Origin of the sequence: Dorea sp. AF36-15AT, from assembly GCF_003477705.1 — a bacterium.
Classification (GTDB): domain Bacteria; phylum Bacillota; class Clostridia; order Lachnospirales; family Lachnospiraceae; genus Claveliimonas; species Claveliimonas ammoniilytica.
This window is the reverse complement of the sequence record NZ_QUDV01000003.1, coordinates 59,493-77,786: the sequence shown is the minus strand read 5'-3', so window position 1 is coordinate 77,786 and position 18,294 is coordinate 59,493. Positions and strand designations below refer to the sequence as shown.

Genomic DNA, 18,294 nt, shown 5'->3' with positions numbered 1-18,294 from the left:
TCCAATTTACGTTCTTTATCTCTTTCGCTTAAATCCCTCGCCTTCATATACTCTGACCGGATTTCCCTTTCCGATTCCCAGCAAAATGCCATCCCTCATATTGATTGGGATTACCACTTTTTCACCTTCTCTGGCTGAAATTGCACCTTTTCTCAAGATACCCTCTTTATCGATATAGTTATGACACACGGATATGCTCTCCTGCATTTTCCACTTCATGCCTTTTGCCAGCTCTTCCAAGATCACCTGGCGGTTGAGTTCCGCATATTCCTGCACAACCTGAAGATCATGCAGATAATCTTCCTTCAACTTGCCAGTAAGCCATGTGAGTTCATAAGGAACCTCTACGCCCTGCTCTTTCAGTTCCCTTTGACCGCATTTCAGATAATATTCCGTCACTTCTTTTCCAAGATGTCTGCTCCCACTGTGAACCGCGACATACATCGATCCATCGTCATCCTGATCTAACTCAATGAAATGATTGCCGCCGCCCAGTGTGCCGAGACTTCTTCCTGCCCGATCCGCATGGATATTCCGAAAACACAGTAAGGCTTCACAGTTAAATTCTGCACTCCGGCGGTGTGCTTTTCCGCGGATATTACCGCCTAACGGTACATTTTCCCGGATTACTGTATCCAATTTCTGGAACTCTGTTTTCTTCTGTTTTAATTTCGTTAATGTGATTCCGCATCCAATATCAATTCCCACAAGGTTTGGTAATACGCGTTCTCCCACCGTCATCGTAAGTCCGATAGTTCCAACTTTACCCGGGTGCACATCCGGCATCACCCGGATTACACTCCCCTCCGAAGCTTTGTTATCACAGATCATCTGGATCTGCGCCACTGCGTATTCTTCTACCTGTTCTGAAAATATTTCTGCTGATGCATAGACTCCGTTTATTATTCCCATATGTCCTCTTCCTCTGAGGTGCTTAATATACAAATCATCAGATGTGCCATAAGGCACATTCTGAGATTGTATGCAGTCGTCAAGGTTCCTGGCAAGCTCGGACTTTGACTCGTCGCAATACAAAAAAAGCACCTCTGAAACACAGAGATACAGACATGAAATCCTAACCGGATATAGATATATTAGGAATAGAAAAACCCCCGGAGTCCGAGGGTTTTTCGTTGCTGTTCACTATGGAATAGCACTATCTTTTTGCCTATTGGCATTATAGCATATGTGCTTCCGCAATACAATATGCAATGTCTATGAATCTTTTTTCATATTCGCTTTTTTCTGGAACTTCTCATTCTGGATAATAAAACGCTCATGAGTTCCCTCCCCGATAACGCCTTTTTCATCATACGCCTTTACATAAAAAGTAAGTTTCCTTCCGTCTATTCCCGTAAGTTCACTCTCACATGTTACTTTCATACCAAGCGGAGTCGGTGCGCTATGTGCTACATTCAAGCTGATTCCTACTGTACCGCAGCCTTCATCCAGTTCGTCAGAAACGCTCGTCCATGCAGTCTTTTCCATCAATGCGATCATTGCCGGAGTCGCAAATACATCCAGCGTACCACTTCCCATTGTCTTGGCAGAATTTGTTTCATCTGCTATTACTTCCTGTTTCCCTTTCATTCCAATCTCTAACATTATTTTTCTCCTTGAACTCTGTTATCAAATATGCTATATTGTAACTACGAAGAGGGAAACCACTAGCGGTTACCCGATTATAAGTTAAAGCTATTTATTGCAACAGCCGTCATTATTCGCAGTAATGGCGGCTATTTACGTTTACCCTTGAGCATCTCATAACAGAGACCTACAAGGGCAACAATGAATATACAAAACTGAATTAAGTCAGAATATGTAATCATCGTATCGCCCTCCTTTCTTTCGTCTGGAGGGTGTCTTATCCCTCCGCAAAGAAGGGTAGCCGCCTGGCTTTGATTTCCCTGCAGATATTCTATCACACTTCTAATCTGCGTTCAATATTTTGTAATCTAATTGTATTTTTTTTATTTCTCTTCATCTTTTATATCCCTATTGCATCCCGCTGCCGGATATGCTATATTTGAGATACAAAAAGAGCAACCGCCCACAAGGTGGGTTGACCTCGAAGTATATGGAATATAGAAACTCCACCCTTTCGCTCGCCAAAGTTCCGGGGTGGTTTTCTATGCCTTAATACATTATCTGATAAACGTAAATACGAATGTCAGCAATGCAAGAATGAACATACCAAAAGCCATAAGGTCTTTGAAATCAAAATGATTATTGTTCTCGTGTCCCGTCTACTAGCATTCCGCAACAACTCCCCTGACTGCTGCCATCACTTTTCCCATTTTGGACAAAATTTGAACAACCCTTGAATTTCTCTATCACCCATGTTATACTATCACCCGTTACAAAGCCCTAAAAAACAAGGTCTAATAAGGGTTTCGCCGATTCCCGGCGTAAAATGAATCGTGTGTTCGTGACCTTCCACACGTAAAACAAAACTAAAGGAGAACTGAATATGAAGAACAAGAATGTAACATTTCTGACCCAGGCAGCGATGATCGCTGCAATCTACGTGGTGCTCACTTATGTATTTGCACCATTTTCATTTGGAGAAGTACAGATCCGTATTTCTGAGGCACTGACTATCCTGCCATTATTTACACCGGCTGCAATTCCGGGATTATTTGTAGGATGTCTGGTTGGTAATATCCTTGGCGGAGCAATCCTTCCTGATATTATCTTTGGAAGTATTGCGACTCTGATTGGTGCGATCGGCACTTATATGCTGAGACAGCAGAAACCGGTATTCGGTACATTACCGCCGATCATTGCTAATATCGTGATCGTGCCATTTGTACTGCGTTACGGATATGGCGTGGCTCTTCCGATTCCATTTATGATGCTGACCGTCGGCATTGGTGAAGTAGCTTCCTGCCTTGTACTGGGTCTGGTATTATACACTGCTTTAAGCCGTTATCGGAATACATTATTCCATCCGGCAGTTTAACTCGGAACAAAAAATCTCCCCAGCGAACACTTTATCGCTGAGGAGATTTTTATTTTACTCTTCTGCCTTCTTCAGATATCCCACATATGCATTGCCGCTGCTCTGCATGATCTGATCCATCTCTTCCTGCGTCACGGTCTTGCTCTCGCCGTTCTCCGAATCCACATAAGTCACATGACTTTCATCGTATCCTGTCAGAATGATTGCAGAAGCTCCGTTACGCACACCGATGACCGGTGTATCCTTGTTGATCAGATACAACATTTCTTCAACTGTGCATCCTGTGAGTTCCAGCACTTTCTGATCTGACATATTACCAGCTGCCTCCAGCGCCGATGTACCGGATGCAAGTGCATTCTGCAGTTCACTGACCGCTGACGCCTGACTGGTGGACAGATCATAGACCAGATAACGGTTGCCACGCTCCCATACGTACTGTCCTTTTGCGTCAATGACGACTCCGCTGACACTGTCCGCTTTGCGGATGGCTTCTCCAGCTGTTTTGTAGATACCCTGGAGCTGTCCGGTTCCATATACATAATAACCGTTTTCTTTTACTTCTTTACCAAAAGACGGTAATGCTGGATCGTCCTGTACAACCTGTTTCGGCTTCAATACTTTCGCAGATTTGTCCTTGATGCCATCCGCATAAGTCAGACGCATCTGTGTCTCCTTCAGATCTGTCACATAAGATTCCAGCATGATATTGCTTTCTTTCTTTTCCTGATTGCTGGAAATATAATCTGCTGCCGCCGATGTATAGGTATCGCCATTCTTCTGGACACGGTTCAGCGTGATCATTCCGTCGTCAATCTCCGTGCTTAAAATGTAATAACCATCACTGCTATAAGTCTTAATGACCTTGTCTGCATCACTGCGGATCTCGATCTGATACATTACAATAGCCTGTTCACCGCTGATGGTCTTACCGATATCATCAAGTTTCGCCAGACCTGACACGAAATCATTGCCCACAAATCCAAGTGGAATCATACACTCATCGTCTGCACTCTTTACCTGATATTCACTGCCATCCGACAGATTCATGACCGTCACTTCTGTCGAAGATGTCACATCATCACCTGTCTGATATGCCAGCCATTTTCCATTATCTGACACCACATACTGACCATCTTTCAATCCATCAAGCAACACTTCATCATAATCCTTCTTAATACTGATCTCATGAAGTGCCCCGTCTGCCAGCATGTATAGCTTATTCGTCTTGGTATTGTAATATTTCAACGTATCCAGTTCACTTCCCGCGATTGCAGCTGACTTGTTGCTGGATACGAATGCCTTTTCTTCAATACTGTTGGTCTCGATATTATAGTAATAAACGGCAACTCCCACATATCCTTCGTGTTCGCCGCGGTTCATATATCCGGATACCGAAAATGTTGTATTGCCTTTTTTGTCCATATTCAGAATCTGGATCTTATGATCCGATACCTTATTACGGACATCCGCATTTTCCGCATCACGAAAACTGAACAACAGCGAAAGCTGATCCTGCTCTTTGTCATAATTCCACAGCTCATCCGCCTGCACAAATGCTACAATCTTGCCGTCAGAACTAACCACATACGGAACATCCGGATCAGTAATTCCAAGCAGGATTCCTTTTTCACTCAATACATTCTTACTTCCGTCAAAGATCTGTTCCATTGTACGGTCATAATTCAACAGATACATCTGTCCGTTATTCTTGCGCACGCGGAAAAATTCTCTGACCGTATACATATCCGTCTCATTCTCTTCTCCGGTACAGCTTACATCGTATTCCAGAAGCACGGATGTATAAGAACTGTTGGTCTCTGTAATCTTCCAGCGTTCACCGCCTGTCACCTGTGGTGCAAGATTCCCCCAGGTCACCTGATCGTATGATGAATGAATGGTCACATGGGAAAATGTAGAATTGGCATCCTCATCATCCTGCTCCAGTGCTGCTCCTACGCCTGCATTCTCCACCTTTTTCAAGGCATTCTCATGAAAATTATATACGTAATCCAGGCAATCCGTCAGATTAAAGTCCGTCGGATTCACAATTCTTGTATAGTAATAAACAGACTTGCCGTCTGCATGCAGGGTAAGCACCAGCATCCGCTCTTCTGACAGCAGATTCTGATCAAAGCTCAGATCCATCTGATCTTTTACCTTACTGATCTTATCCTCGCTCAGCTTCTTTTTACCGTCCAATGTATAAACCGCATAATCAACAGCGGTTACTTTTGTCTCGTCCGCTTCCAGATTCATCGTCAGCTTCTTACCACTGATCGGCGTGACAGAATCCCGCATTGTGGTAATATCCATCTCTTCCGAATAAGCATTTAACGCATTGACTCCATATCCATCTACGGTAAAATACACCCGAGGTAGTACGGCATTGCCGAGATCTTCCATCATATCATCGTTACCACGAGTGGTCATATATTCAAATACGACGACTGCGATGATAAATATCGCCGCCAGTACGCCGACGTGTATCGCTTTTTTCTTCATTTATCTATTCAGCTCCTCTAAGTTCATCCAGCAACTGCCCCAGTGTCGGTGTAATGTGAAGCGCATTCTCACAGGATTCGATTGCTTCCTGGTTATCCTTTCTCTTACCGGTCTTGACCGCCCGGATCAGGATATTCTTCGGAGTATGTTCCATATCAATAAATTCCAGGATCTGGGTACGGTATCCTTCCCGCTCCAAATACTGCGCCCGTATGGCATCCGTGATCAACGCTGCCATACGCTCTTTGATCAGTCCATATTCAAAAACCGGTGCCAGCACATCATTCTTTATCTGGCGGTTCAGCTCATGCTGACAGCATGGCACAGACAGGATCACTTTTGCATTCCATCCTACTGCTTTCGCCAGCGCAAAGTCTGTCGCCGTATCACACGCATTCAGTGTCACTACCATATCTACCGCATCTACTCCTGTATAGTCTGCGATATTTCCTTCCAGAAAATGCAATTTTTTATAACCATATTTTTCACTTAATTCATTACAGTGACGGATCACATCCTTCTTCAGATCCAGACCGATAATGCGGATATCATATCCTTTTAATTCATGCAAATAGTAATACATGGCAAATGTAAGATATGACTTGCCACATCCAAAGTCAAGAATCGTAACCTCCCGATCCTTTGGAAGTTCCGGAAGAATGTCCTCAACGAATTCCAGAAATCGGTTGATCTGGCGGAACTTGTCGAATCTGGCATGCACCACTTTTCCTTCCTGCGTCATCACGCCAAGATCTGTGAGAAATGGCACTGCAGTTCCCTCTTCCAACACATACTGCTTCTTGCGGTTATGGGACATGCTCACCATCTTCACCGGTTCCTTGCGCATTTTCTTCTTAATTGTTACTTTTCCTTTCTTGCTGACAAGTACGGTGTAAGACGCTGCTCTGGTGTCCATCTGCATCTGACGCATCTCCTGCATGAACCGAAGCACTTCTTCTGCTGCCGCCTCCGGTTCCAGATTCTTGTGAAATGCCTGATTACCACGGAAAATCTCTAACTGAAAGAAAAGTGTGTCCTTCTTCATAAGTGGACGCACTTTCACTTTTGCTGTTCCGTCTTTGGTACGGGGTCCGCTCAATACTGCAGACATAAAATCTATATTCATCTGTTCTTTTAATAATGTTCTTAAATTCTCCATGCTGACATTATATCTGATTTTCACCTTTCCGTAAACACAAAAGATTGCGGGCATCTGCTCCTGCAGACACCCACAATCATTCTAATCATTTATCCTTGCAAATGTAATGGTTACACGGAACAGATCTCCGTCCAGATACAGTTCAAATTTGGCGTTCATGAGTTTCGCAAGATCTCTTGCAATGGAAAGTCCCAGTCCGCTTCCTTCGGTGCTTCTGGATACATCGCCCCGGATAAAACGCTCCGTCAGCTCATCTGCACTGATATTTAACGGCTGCTCGGATACATTTTTCAGTGAGAATACTACTTCTGTCTCAGTCAGTTTCAGATCTGCATAGATCCGGCTTCCTTCCAACGCATATTTGGCCGCATTGTTATAAATATTTTCCAAAATACGCCAGGTCCTTCTTCCATCTGCCCAGACATATGCCGGCTCTTCCGGCAGATTCAGAATTTCTTTCAGATCACGCTTCTCAAATTTCTCTACAAATTCGCCGCTGGTCTGCTGAATCATTTCCGTCAGGTTCAGCTTCATACAGTTCAGCACTACGTTACCGCTGCTGACCTTGGATGCCTCCACCACATCTTCTGTCAGCGTCTTAAGTCGCTGTGCTTTTGCCTCCAGCACTTCGAGATAACTCTGGATCTTCGGATCCTGAATATTTTCCCGCTTCATCAGATCAATGTAATTGATGATTGACGTGAGCGGCGTCTTGATATCATGAGACACATTCGTGATCAGATCCGTCTTCAACCGTTCATTCTTCATGCCGGCCTCTACCGCTGCATCCAAACCATCACCGATACGATTAATACTCTCTGCTATATCCTTCTGCTCACCTTTCAGCCCTTTCAGCGGAATCTTATAATCCACCTGACCTTCTGCAATCCTGTGAATGCCTTTAACGATCTGTTTTCTTCCTGCCACCTGCGACACCACATAGATAAATGCCGCCACATCTGCTGCAATAGCAATCAGCAAAAATATTCCATCTCCGCTTGCCCATAAAAACTGCGTTATGATAAATGCGATCATGATAAGGCACTGTCGTCCTACCGCCGGTATCATGCAGAAGAATGCATATGCATGAATACCCAACCACCGGAGAACGCTCCTCTTCCATAGGCTTCTGGCTTTGATCCTGCGAATCAGACTCAGGTATCCGAACATAAAAAACGCACAGGTTCCAAATCCAAGGATTCCTATTCCAATCAGCATCGGCACACTTGCCCCCGGCGACCATCCCAGATAATAGATCTCATCTGACCATACAATACTGCTCAGATAATTCGCTACATTCAACATGATCGCTGCGAAGATTCCCCACAGTCCCACTACAATGATTGCTCCAACCTCAGTCGGCAGCTTATCAAAGCCTATCAAATATAATTCTGTATCTTCCGGCTTTCTTCCCACCACGATCGTCAGCCAGATTATACATACCATCAACAATATACCTGATAATATTGCTCCTGCTAATGCAACTCCGATACCGGACTGATAATAACTATAGCTGTGGCTTTCATAATAGAATGCATCCTGTACCGGATACTTCGTATCCACCCCCATCACAAATACAAAATCCTGAGGTTCTGTCACCAGACGATTATGATAATTGCAATCGCTGTATAGTACACCCGTCACATTACAGTTAAACTGCGACGCCCTCGCGCCAACCAGCACATATTTATCCAGCATTTCGATTTTCTTCACACTGTCATCCAGATTATCAAAATCCGCATACTCTTTCCGGTTTGTATAAATCGTCTTTTTATCCCGATCCGCATACAAATACGTTACATTACTGCTATTCTCTTCATATCCGGAAAGCATACTGTCATATGCCTGTTTTTCCACATTAATAATACTAAGTACATTCCAGATCTGGGTAAATGCCTGATCGAGATTACCATTCCACTCCGGATTATGATTCACAATGTCCAGTACATTCTCTGCATCGATTGGCGAACAGGTCTCTTCTACCCATGTACCATCATAATCCCAGCAATCCACATATCGTACTGCATTGTCCTGATCTACTACCGTCAGCTTAGAATCTCTATTTTCTTCATAGTATTCTCCGTCCTGCAGTTCCTGCAGAATACTGGAGGAACTATTGTCTTCCGTTTCGTTAATAAATTTCAATTCGCCGCTGTCGATCTTAGACTGAAAATCACTAAAATAATAATACTCATACGTAGAATCCGGCTTCTTACATACTAAAATCTCATTCTCTCCCGAACTTCCATATTGATCCGAATTGATATCTCCATCATATATTTTTTCTTCCCAATCAATCAGATCGGATAATCTATATGCAAGACCATGTTCATTTTTACCATCAATCGGTTGGCTGTTACTGACATTCTGGATATCTACGATTTTGTCACCATCAAATTCACCATCCGTCTCGAACTGTTCTTTTGCCTCCAATCCTGCGAGGATGTCTGCATACTGATTCATAAATGTCTCTGCAAACCCCTGTGTATCTTCGTATTGTACATTGTCCCCTTTTAATACATTTGCCGCAGCCCTGGGACATGAAATAATCCAAACCATGCTGATGATCAGAATAACTGCTATCACCTGTGTAAAGCCTATAAGGATCCCTTTTATCCAGCTGCTCTTATACCATTCTTTCTTCATATTGACTCCGTTCTGCTGACAAACGTCAGCTTATAATCAGAGCTTTTCCACCTTATAGCCTACTCCCCAGACTACTTTCAGATATCTTGGATCCTTTGGATTAATCTCAATCTTTTCACGGATATGACGGATATGTACCGCGACCGTATTATCCGCACCCAAAGCCTCCTCATTCCAGATACTTTCATATATCTGTTCGATTGAAAAAACTCGTCCCTGATTCTTCACTAATAGTAATAATATGTTATATTCTATCGGCGTTAGTTTTATCGGTTCGCCGTCTACTGTGACCATTTTCTGATCATCATTGATCACTAGCCCACCGGTGCTGTATACCGCTTCGTTCTCTTTGACTCCGGCTGTACTGCCAAGTTTCGTGAATCTGCGAATCTGTGACTTCACTCTCGCAACCAGTTCCAGTGGGTTAAATGGTTTCGTCACATAATCATCAGCCCCGATATTCAGTCCCAGAATCTTATCTGCATCCTCTGATTTTGCGGAAAGGATAATAATCGGCATATTATTCTTCTCGCGGATCTTCAATGTTGCCCGGATTCCATCAAGTTTCGGCATCATCACATCCATAATAAGCAGATCAAACTGTTCCTTTTCCAGCATCTGGATTGCCTCCGCTCCATCATAAGCCTTTTTGATCTCATATCCCTCCTGGGACAGATATATCTCAATCGCATCTACGATTGCTTTATCATCATCACATACTAATATTTTAGACATTTTTATCACCTCACTCTCACTATAAAGCATCCTCTTAAGAAGTTCAATCAGGAAGAACTGTCAAGAAGTTGTATTCGCCTTACAACGACAGCATAACAATAATTTTTTAATATCCATAAATGGAATTTCTTAAGGATTTTTAAAAATTCTTACAGGTCCTTCGATGTGATATCCTTCGATCATACCTTTAAGCTCTCTCTTCTCTGCCTCAGCATCTCTTCCCGTTACGGCATAAGATGTCCAATATACACCAAACGGAATCCCCAATTTCTCACAGCAGTCCGCATTTGCCCGAAAGAGCCGGTCCACTTCACCACCATGACCTGCACATAACATAACGCCATGTATGTCTGCTTTTTTCACCATTTCCCAGCTAACCTCTCCCATGTTTTCGTTAACAAACACCGTATATTTTCCCATAATTTAACTCCATTTTTCTGCTTACTGTTATTATATGAACTATTTTTGGTAATGTGATACAAATTTCATTCAATAATATGTGCTTTTTTGACTCATATGCACGAAAATTATTTACAAATGGCGATAAAATGAATTATCATATAGTTACGGTACTTGTATTACGGCTACGAATATTCAGATGGCTCGGTGAAATGAGTCGATGATATGAGAGATATACAAAAACTGGTTCGTTCCTTGGGTATTGGTGGAAATTATCAGGGATACCGGTATTTATTGTATGCCCTCTCCCTCTGCCTCCAGAATGAAGATTACCTGTTAAGCGTGAGCAAGCTGTTATATCCGGAGATTGCTCATACTTACCAGACCTCTGCAAGCAGTGTAGAGCGAAATCTACGTACCGTTGTATCCGTCTGTTGGGAACGTGGAAACCGTCCCCTATTGGAATCCATCTCTCTTTGTCCCCTCTCCTCGAAACCAACTATCGGCGAATTTCTGGACATACTCACTGAATACCTAAAGGATTCTGCAAAAAATTAATCGCTTCCAACTCTATGTATCTTTTTTTTGTGGCACTAACAGACTGTATTTATGCCATATTTTTTATTTTGTTAAGAGGTTTTTAAGACTTTTTCGATTTCTTTTAGAGAATCAACATATTTCTGACATATTTGGCTATTATAATAAATGTCAGATAGTTGATAAAACATCAGCTATCTCCCCCTCATAAAGTACTAACCAATGATTTTGGTGACGCACTTTACTCTCATTCCTTTAGATAACTATAACAACGACGAAGGGCGTGAATTTTACAATTCACGCCCTTTCGCTGTAGATCAGGAAATCATTCGTTTTGATTACTAATAAAATCTGTTTGATTAATCACAGCTCTGTGTATTACTTATTTATTCTTCATATGCTCTGTATGCAACAGCATATGTGACTTGTGCGAATTCGGCTTCTCAAAATATTCTTCGTACAGCTTCTGCACATCCGGATTCTCATGAGAATATCGGATATCTGCATTCATATCCAGATAATACAGATTCTTGCCACGCTCAAACGCCAGCTCTTCGCCTTCATGGATCGGCTGTCCGCCACCTCCTACGCATCCGCCCGGACACGCCATGACTTCTACAAAATCATACTGCGCCTCGCCACGCTCAATCTTATCGATCAGTGCACGCGCATTGCCAAGTCCGCTGACTGCCGCTGTACGAACTGTCACATCATCCACCTGGAAGACGGCTTCCTGTACACCCCGATGCTCGTTAAATCCGGTGCTTCTGACTGCTTGAAATGCGTCTGCCGGTGGATTCTCGCCCTTCAGCAGATAATATGCCGTACGAAGTGCTGCCTCCATTACACCGCCGGTTGCTCCGAAGATCACGCCTGCTCCGGTGCCTTCCTGCATCGGGCGGTCGCTTTCCTGATCCACCAATGTAGACGGCTCAATGTGTGCCGCACGGATCATACGTAACAGCTCTCTGGTCGTCACTACCGCGTCCACATCATGTCCCGCATATTCTCCATAGTACAGATCCATCTCACGCTCGCTCTTTTTCGCTACACATGGCATCACGGATACCGTATAGATCTTCTCCGGCGATACGCCAAGCTTCTCTGCAAAATATGTCTTCATTACCGCGCCAAACATCTGCTGTGGTGACTTCGCTGATGACAGATATTTGACCAGATGCGGATACTGTGATTTGATGAAACGGATCCATCCCGGACAGCATGATGTAAACATCGGTCTGTCTTTCAGCTCACCGGATGTAAATCTCTGCAGAAATTCCGTTCCCTCTTCCATAATGGTCAGATCCGCTGAAAATGAGGTATCGAATACATAGTCCGCACCCAGTCTCCTCCATACATCGATGATCTTGCCAACCGTTGCTTCTTCTCTTGACAGTCCCAGCTCTTCGCCCCAGGCTGCACGTACAGCCGGTGCGATCTGAACAACTACGATCTTCTCCGGATCTGCAATTGCATTCCATACCTTCTCGGTCTCGTCGCGTTCTGTCAGTGCTCCTGTCGGGCAGTGTGTAATACACTGTCCGCACAGAGAACAGGCTGCTTCTTCAATCTTCTTATAGCCGGCCACATTGATCGTGGTTCGTGATCCGGTTCCTTCTACATCCCAGATACTCAGGCTCTGTACCTTATCACATACCTGGATACAGCGCATACACTTAATACACTTGGATGAATCACGGATCAATGGGAACTCTTTGCTCCACGGCTGCTTCTCAATCTCCATCTTAAATGGAATATGTATAATGTTCAGATCATTCGCCACTCTCTGCAGACTGCAGTTGCCGCTTCGGATACAGGTTACGCATTCGCAGTTGTGCTGCGACAGGATCAGTTCCACTGTGGTACGTCTGTTTCGGCGCACCTTCGGACTGTTGGTGTAAATGACCATGCCCTCCTCTACCATATTATTGCAGGAAGTGATCAGCTTATCTTTTCCTTCGATCTCTACCACACAGACACGACAGGCTGCGATCTCATTGATCCCTTTCAGATAACACAGCTTCGGAATCGGAATCCCATTCTGTCTGGCAGCTTCCATGATGGTCGTATTTTCCGATGCGGAAATCTGTTTTCCGTCTATTGTAAGATTTACCATAATGTCTCTCTGCCTCCTTTAAATATTCCGTATCCGAAATGGTCACATCGCAGACATCTGCCTGCCTCCTGCCTTGCCTCATTCTCGGTCATACAGTTCTCCACTGCGTCAAAATCACAGACTCTCTCACAGGCCTCACGCTCTGTAAGATCGATGCGTCCGCATGGGATCTTATCTTCCAGCTTCGCCTCAGGAATCTCCACATCGCAGGAAATCTCGTGACGGAAGCCCAGATATTCATCAATATTGGCTGCCACGACTTTGGCTGCCGCGATAGCTTTGATAACTGTCGCCGGTCCGCTGGAACAGTCTCCTCCGGCGTATACATCCGGCATATCTTCTACCGCACCCGTGCTGGTAGTCAGAATCTTACCTCTGGATACCGGAATACCTGCTGCTTCAAAATGCGCCGTCTCGATATTCTGTCCGATAGCTACAACCAGTACATCACAAGGAATATAAATATCATCCTCACCGGTCGGACGTACACTTGCACGACCATTCTTAATCGTGCTTACCATTTGTGGTGTCACATAGATACCCTTTACATGGTTATTCTCATCCACATCGATTGTTGCCGGTGCTTTCAATGTCTGCAGTTCGATTCCCTCAGCCACTGCCCCGTTGATCTCGCCCGGAAGTGCTGTCATATCCGCCATTCTTCTTCTATATACAATGCTGACCTTCTTTGCACCCAGACGTTTTGCCGTACGTACCGCATCCATGGACACGTTACCGCCGCCAATCACTGCTACTTCCTTACCAGTCAGATCCGTAATGATATTTTTCCCGATATTTCTCAAGAACTGTACAGCTGACATTACGCCTTCGGAGTCCTCACCTTCCAGTCCAAGCTTCTTATCTGTACTTGCGCCAATCGTAATCAACACCGCATCATACTGCTCACGCAGGTCCTGAATAGTGATGTCCTGACCAATCTTCTTACCATATTCTACCTGTACACCTGTCTTCAGGATCGCATTCACATCGTCCTCCAGACGTTCCTTCGGCAGACGGTAATTCGGAATACCATAACGCAGCATACCGCCAAGCTTCGGCAGCATCTCGTATACAGTAGTCTGGTGTCCCATCAGTTGCAGATAATAAGCTGCACTTAATCCTCCCGGACCTCCACCAAGTACCGCGATTTTCTTACCTGTTGACGGCGCACATTTCGGCGGTTTCACTTCTCCTGCGAAATCAGCAGCAACACGCTTCAGTCCTCTGATATTGACCGAATCGTCCACCATATTTCTCCGGCACCGTAACTCACATGGATGCTCACAGATAAATCCACATGTCGTTGGGAATGGATTGTCCTTACGGATCAGACGAACTGCATCTGCATACCGTCCTTCTCCCACTAATGCAATATATCCCGGTATATCTACATGCGCCGGGCAGAGTGCCACACAAGGTACCGGCTGGCTATAAGTACAGGTACATCTTCCGTGGCGGATGTGCTCGATATAGTCATCCCTGTATCCCACCAGTCCTTTGTACACCATATGTGCTGCTTCATATCCGATAGCACAGTCCGCTGATTCCATAATAGAAAGGGCCGTTGCCTCCATAGTATCCAGCGTCTCCATCGTAGCATTTCCATCCAGTACATCCTTGATAAAATGGTTCAGCTGTCCAAGACCAATACGGCATGGTACACATTTGCCACAGGTCTGTGCATGACACAGCTCCAGAAATGCTCTGGACATATCTACCGGACATAATCCCGGCGGGCTTGATTCTATTCTCCGTTCCAAATCCTTGTACAGTTCTTCCATTACAATGTGTGTACGATTCGGAGTCCTAAGTTCCAGTCTGCTCATTAAGACCAGCTCCTCTCTGATATACGTAATTACACATATTTTATCAAAAGATCCTGTAAAAAAGAATAGTATCTATATAAGTAGTTTATTTAACGGGTATGACATTTTTTCCACAAAACAGAGTGCACTCTAATTAAATTCTACATATTTTCCTAACAGTTTCTTAAGGAACTTCACACTTATTTTCCAGATCTTACATATTTTGGTCACATTCCTTCGATATACTATAATCATCAACAGGAAAACCAAACACCTAATGATAGAAGACGGCGGTTGTGTAGAATCGCTTCACACAACCGCCGGACTTCGCCTAAAAGCTAAGATGCTTTGACATCTCTTATATAGATTTTTTCTTCTTCTCCGATCGGCTTATCAAGCCGGTCGTTTCTTATGCACTGCTTTTCCAGCAACCACACCGGACACTGCCAGCAATATAATCCACAAACCGATATCTGACACGTCTCCTGTCCGCGCTACGTTTCCTGTCTTCTCTCCGGTATAACCGCTTTTGAACCGTATCTCGTCCACTTTATTACCCTCTTTATTGACCACGATCATCTGTACCCCCAGACCGCCGTCTGTCAGATTCTCTACATACACTGAGATTTCATAGGTCTGTTTATCATAATCATAACCCTTTTCTTCCTTCTGAACAGACTGTTTCAGCGTATAATGCCATATTCCAGCACGCGTATATGTGATCGGTCCGACCTCGTTTTTTTCGCTTCCTTTCATGTCAAATACATACCGGTCTCCGTCACTTTCATCCGGCATCGGGGCATCCTGTTCTTCCCGGAGCAATTCATACCGGAATGTCTGATTCATCTTATCTGGCAGCTTATTCCTGGTCTCAAATTGCTGCACAACAGGAATCATGACAGATACCATCTGTTCCGCTCCCAGTACTTCTTCTGCCGGAAGCAGAATCAAGCTGACGGCGGCACATAATATTAACTTTTTTATTTCTATTTTCACGTTTCCACTTCCTTTTTTATGATTCTCCCAACCAGTACATACCTTCCATTTGTCCTGCCAGAATCACAGGTCGACAGGGTCAGAAAATGTTCCTTCGCAGACAGTTCCGTTTCCCGATAATACATTGCTTTTTCACGCAGACAGGACAGATATTTCTCCTGCTCATCTTCTGTCAGTGTCACGTTGTAGATCATATCATCGTATGCGTCTGTTTCCAGAAATGCGATAAATTCCAGTCCATGATCCCGACCATTATAATACAGCCTGCCATACCGATGTTCTTCAAAAAATGGTCGTTCTGCAAAACACTCCAGCTCACCAAGCATGGCCTTTTTTTCCATATGATGACCATAGATCACATGATTCAGATCAGTAAAATCTGCTGCATTCCGGCAATCCAGGAACAGACTTCCTGACAGAGCGAATTCTCCGGTAATATCCGTATTCACGTATTTGGTGTTATTGTTTGCCTGTGCAAATGGATAATCAATCTTCGTTCCATATACCGTAAGCCATCCGATCACTTCCGGATTGATTGCCTGCAGTTCCCGGAACGAAAGATCATCATCCTCTTCCGGTCGCCAGGTCTCATAATTTTCCATATCTGCACTCTGATATATCTGCCTGTCATCCCATAAAGTGTACATGCCGTACCCTCCCAGGATCAGAACAATCACCAGCACAATCAGATTCACCAGTTCATCCAATACCCTGATAACACTTCTCTTCATCGTATCCATCTCCTGGCCGTATTTCTGCCCCCTGTCACATCAGCTTTCTATCGTATCGATTGCTACCGCATCTGTCTGCGTTTTGTAAGGAACAGAACTGCCATAGCACTCACTGCTGCCAAAATCAATACGATAGCCATCATATGGTTCATGATCACACCTGTGATTGGCACATTTTTATAGGTATTGGTAAAATCAACAGTATTCTCTTTTTCACCGATCAGATTGGTTGCATTTCCATCTGCTGTAGCAAGCGACTCTGGTTCAGAAGATGCTGTTTTATTTACTGTCGCAGTTCCATTTTCCACAACTTTTACGTCAGGTGTATAATCATCTGCTGCCCCTGTTTCTACCACTTTGTAACGTGTACCTGCTGCCAGTCCTGTAAACACAAGGTTCTCGCCATCATGCAGTTTAAATGATGCTGTTGCAGTTGTTCCGGTTCCAAAGTTCAGTGTAACAGTCTCATTGCCAATCTTACCGGTATAAGATGTATTGTCATCTGTTGCTGCCCGGTACATGGTAATTGTAAAATCAAAGTCCTTCGTCTTATCAGCCAGATCATGGTCACCGGAACCGCTCGTATGCTTTGTTACCGTCAGCGATGCATCCTGTCTGCGATACGTGTTCAGGAAACTTAAAGCCGGTGTTTTATTCTCTCCATCTCTTGCCACAGTATTGGCAATCTGAAGTCCATTCTCGGTATTCTCTACATACACATCCATATAATAAGTGTTCTGATCATAGGTTATATTCGTATTTGTCACACTCTCATTAACCTCTGTCACCTTATAAGTGTATTTTCCTGCATGGGGAAATTCCCCAAAATTGATCTGCTGATTTTTCCGCATCAGATAGACTCCATTGGTCAGATTACCTTTATCTGTGTTGCTGTTATAATTAATCGGTGACACCTGAGCCGTTGGTGCATCCGCCGTTACTTTCTCTAATGTGAATTTAAAAGAAACAGATGGCACATCCATTCCTTCTGACATCTGGAATATCTTCTGAATCTCCGGTGAATTTCCCATCGGAGCTGCTTCCTCTGCCATTGCTGTTGTACCGGTACACACTGCCATAGTCAGTGCTCCCACCATTGCCAGTGCTCGAAATCTTTTAGACTGCATCATAATATCTTCTCCTCCTCAAATTCTTATTTATAAAAAGCCCACCGCTTTTTACCCAATGCATTCACTTATATATTTCTTCTTCTGATCACTGTCATCACTACGCCCTGGACATCCTTCAGATCGGTCGTTCCATAGATTCTTCCGTCTTCTGCCGATATCCGGTTATCTCCCAGTACAAATACCTGCCCGTCCCCGACCGTTAACGGATAATCTATTCCATCCTTATACGGTAATGTCTCTGTATAGATATCTGCTTCCCGCTGCTGATAACCATTGACGCTTAGTCCTTCCTCTGTCACATCCACTACATCGCCAGATACTGCTGCCACTCTTCGTATCTGCCTGCTGCCATCCTGCTTGATCACCACTACATCTCCTGTGTGATACTCCTGCGTGATCCGGTCATAAATTACCAGATCGCCTGCCCGGATTGCAGGATTCATCGATTCATCGCCGTTCCGGCAGATTCCAAGCAGAAAGATCCATACCACTGCAAAAATGATTCCCAGTAACAATATTTTCAGTAGCAACCACTTCACATCCGCAAAAAGTGAATTATTTTGTTTCTTTTCCATT

16 protein-coding genes are annotated in these 18,294 nt (G+C 44.1%); 2 read left to right on the top strand and 14 right to left on the bottom strand.

Annotated features, from left to right (window positions below; genetic code table 11):
- Positions 1-15: 15 nt before the first annotated feature.
- The 3 genes from DWZ93_RS06225 to DWZ93_RS15235 all read right to left on the bottom strand — a co-directional run bounded on the left by DWZ93_RS06225 (position 16) and on the right by DWZ93_RS15235 (position 1,829).
- Positions 16-912, bottom strand: coding sequence for an RtcB family protein (locus tag DWZ93_RS06225; RefSeq protein WP_118452311.1), 897 nt, complete (start codon positions 910-912; stop codon positions 16-18).
- Positions 913-1,215: 303 nt separating this feature from the next.
- Complete coding sequence (locus DWZ93_RS06220; protein ID WP_118452310.1) at positions 1,216-1,605, bottom strand: thioesterase family protein; 390 nt, start codon at positions 1,603-1,605, stop codon at positions 1,216-1,218.
- A gap of 131 nt (positions 1,606-1,736) precedes the next feature.
- Positions 1,737-1,829: a putative holin-like toxin gene (locus DWZ93_RS15235; RefSeq protein ID WP_243061159.1), complete on the bottom strand. Its 93-nt coding sequence runs from the start codon at positions 1,827-1,829 to the stop codon at positions 1,737-1,739.
- 641 nt (positions 1,830-2,470) lie between these two features.
- On the opposite strand from DWZ93_RS15235, the gene DWZ93_RS06215 reads away from it, so the two are divergent.
- Entirely contained in the window at positions 2,471-2,962 is a 492-nt protein-coding gene (locus tag DWZ93_RS06215; protein WP_118452309.1) for a QueT transporter family protein, read from the top strand.
- Positions 2,963-3,016: 54 nt separating this feature from the next.
- On the opposite strand, the gene DWZ93_RS06210 is transcribed toward DWZ93_RS06215, so the two are convergent.
- From DWZ93_RS06210 to DWZ93_RS06190, 5 genes are all read right to left on the bottom strand, one after another.
- Positions 3,017-5,464, bottom strand: coding sequence for a hypothetical protein (locus DWZ93_RS06210; RefSeq protein WP_118452308.1), 2,448 nt, complete (start codon positions 5,462-5,464; stop codon positions 3,017-3,019).
- A gap of 4 nt (positions 5,465-5,468) precedes the next feature.
- The gene (locus tag DWZ93_RS06205; RefSeq protein ID WP_118452433.1) at positions 5,469-6,623 is read right to left on the bottom strand and encodes a class I SAM-dependent methyltransferase; all 1,155 of its coding nucleotides are present in this window, start codon (positions 6,621-6,623) and stop codon (positions 5,469-5,471) included.
- A gap of 81 nt (positions 6,624-6,704) precedes the next feature.
- Positions 6,705-9,269 (bottom strand): histidine kinase dimerization/phospho-acceptor domain-containing protein, encoded by a 2,565-nt coding sequence (locus tag DWZ93_RS06200; protein ID WP_118452307.1) that lies wholly within the window; start codon positions 9,267-9,269, stop codon positions 6,705-6,707.
- A 36-nt stretch (positions 9,270-9,305) separates the two neighbouring features.
- Positions 9,306-10,004, bottom strand: coding sequence for a response regulator transcription factor (locus DWZ93_RS06195; RefSeq protein ID WP_118382861.1), 699 nt, complete (start codon positions 10,002-10,004; stop codon positions 9,306-9,308).
- 129 nt (positions 10,005-10,133) lie between these two features.
- Positions 10,134-10,424 carry a hypothetical protein gene (locus DWZ93_RS06190; RefSeq protein ID WP_118452306.1) on the bottom strand — a complete coding sequence of 97 codons (291 nt, stop codon included), beginning with the start codon at positions 10,422-10,424 and terminating at the stop codon, positions 10,134-10,136.
- A 204-nt stretch (positions 10,425-10,628) separates the two neighbouring features.
- Here DWZ93_RS06190 and DWZ93_RS15230 point away from each other — a divergent pair, with 204 nt between their 5' ends.
- Positions 10,629-10,961, top strand: a complete 333-nt coding sequence (locus tag DWZ93_RS15230; RefSeq protein ID WP_118382859.1) for a sporulation initiation factor Spo0A C-terminal domain-containing protein — start codon at positions 10,629-10,631, stop codon at positions 10,959-10,961.
- Positions 10,962-11,322: 361 nt separating this feature from the next.
- On the opposite strand, the gene DWZ93_RS06180 is transcribed toward DWZ93_RS15230, so the two are convergent.
- The 6 genes from DWZ93_RS06180 to lepB all read right to left on the bottom strand — a co-directional run bounded on the left by DWZ93_RS06180 (position 11,323) and on the right by lepB (position 18,293).
- Entirely contained in the window at positions 11,323-13,056 is a 1,734-nt protein-coding gene (locus DWZ93_RS06180) for a [FeFe] hydrogenase, group A (RefSeq protein ID WP_118452305.1), read from the bottom strand.
- On the bottom strand, positions 13,050-14,882 hold the full coding sequence (locus DWZ93_RS06175; RefSeq protein ID WP_118452304.1) for an NAD(P)-binding protein: 1,833 nt from the start codon (positions 14,880-14,882) through the stop codon (positions 13,050-13,052). The genes DWZ93_RS06180 and DWZ93_RS06175 overlap by 7 nt, the downstream gene beginning before the upstream one ends.
- Positions 14,883-15,254: 372 nt before the next feature.
- Positions 15,255-15,857: a Spy0128 family protein gene (locus DWZ93_RS06170; RefSeq protein WP_118382856.1), complete on the bottom strand. Its 603-nt coding sequence runs from the start codon at positions 15,855-15,857 to the stop codon at positions 15,255-15,257.
- Positions 15,854-16,588, bottom strand: a complete 735-nt coding sequence (srtB, locus tag DWZ93_RS06165) for a class B sortase (protein ID WP_199665900.1) — start codon at positions 16,586-16,588, stop codon at positions 15,854-15,856. The genes DWZ93_RS06170 and srtB overlap by 4 nt, the downstream gene beginning before the upstream one ends.
- 62 nt (positions 16,589-16,650) lie before the next feature.
- A complete protein-coding gene (locus DWZ93_RS06160) occupies positions 16,651-17,718 on the bottom strand; it encodes a Spy0128 family protein (protein WP_118382854.1) in 1,068 nt (355 codons plus the stop codon).
- A 65-nt stretch (positions 17,719-17,783) separates the two neighbouring features.
- Positions 17,784-18,293, bottom strand: coding sequence for a signal peptidase I (gene lepB, locus DWZ93_RS06155; protein WP_243061158.1), 510 nt, complete (start codon positions 18,291-18,293; stop codon positions 17,784-17,786).
- Position 18,294 lies beyond the last annotated feature (1 nt).

Excerpts from the sequence above, each read along its gene's own strand:
- DWZ93_RS15235 (WP_243061159.1), bottom strand. The coding sequence starts at position 1,829 with ATGATTACATATTCTGACTTAATTCAGTTTTGTATATTCATTGTTGCC.
- DWZ93_RS06210 (WP_118452308.1), bottom strand. The coding sequence starts at position 5,464 with ATGAAGAAAAAAGCGATACACGTCGGCGTACTGGCGGCGATATTTATC.
- DWZ93_RS06200 (WP_118452307.1), bottom strand. The coding sequence starts at position 9,269 with ATGAAGAAAGAATGGTATAAGAGCAGCTGGATAAAAGGGATCCTTATA.
- DWZ93_RS06225 (WP_118452311.1), bottom strand. The coding sequence starts at position 912 with ATGGGAATAATAAACGGAGTCTATGCATCAGCAGAAATATTTTCAGAA.
- DWZ93_RS06215 (WP_118452309.1), top strand. The coding sequence starts at position 2,471 with ATGAAGAACAAGAATGTAACATTTCTGACCCAGGCAGCGATGATCGCT.
- DWZ93_RS06190 (WP_118452306.1), bottom strand. The coding sequence starts at position 10,424 with ATGGGAAAATATACGGTGTTTGTTAACGAAAACATGGGAGAGGTTAGC.
- DWZ93_RS06195 (WP_118382861.1), bottom strand. The coding sequence starts at position 10,004 with ATGTCTAAAATATTAGTATGTGATGATGATAAAGCAATCGTAGATGCG.
- srtB (WP_199665900.1), bottom strand. The coding sequence starts at position 16,588 with ATGAAGAGAAGTGTTATCAGGGTATTGGATGAACTGGTGAATCTGATT.
- DWZ93_RS06175 (WP_118452304.1), bottom strand. The coding sequence starts at position 14,882 with ATGAGCAGACTGGAACTTAGGACTCCGAATCGTACACACATTGTAATG.
- lepB (WP_243061158.1), bottom strand. The coding sequence starts at position 18,293 with ATGGAAAAGAAACAAAATAATTCACTTTTTGCGGATGTGAAGTGGTTG.
- DWZ93_RS06205 (WP_118452433.1), bottom strand. The coding sequence starts at position 6,623 with ATGGAGAATTTAAGAACATTATTAAAAGAACAGATGAATATAGATTTT.
- DWZ93_RS15230 (WP_118382859.1), top strand. The coding sequence starts at position 10,629 with ATGAGAGATATACAAAAACTGGTTCGTTCCTTGGGTATTGGTGGAAAT.
- DWZ93_RS06180 (WP_118452305.1), bottom strand. The coding sequence starts at position 13,056 with ATGGTAAATCTTACAATAGACGGAAAACAGATTTCCGCATCGGAAAAT.
- DWZ93_RS06220 (WP_118452310.1), bottom strand. The coding sequence starts at position 1,605 with ATGTTAGAGATTGGAATGAAAGGGAAACAGGAAGTAATAGCAGATGAA.
- DWZ93_RS06160 (WP_118382854.1), bottom strand. The coding sequence starts at position 17,718 with ATGATGCAGTCTAAAAGATTTCGAGCACTGGCAATGGTGGGAGCACTG.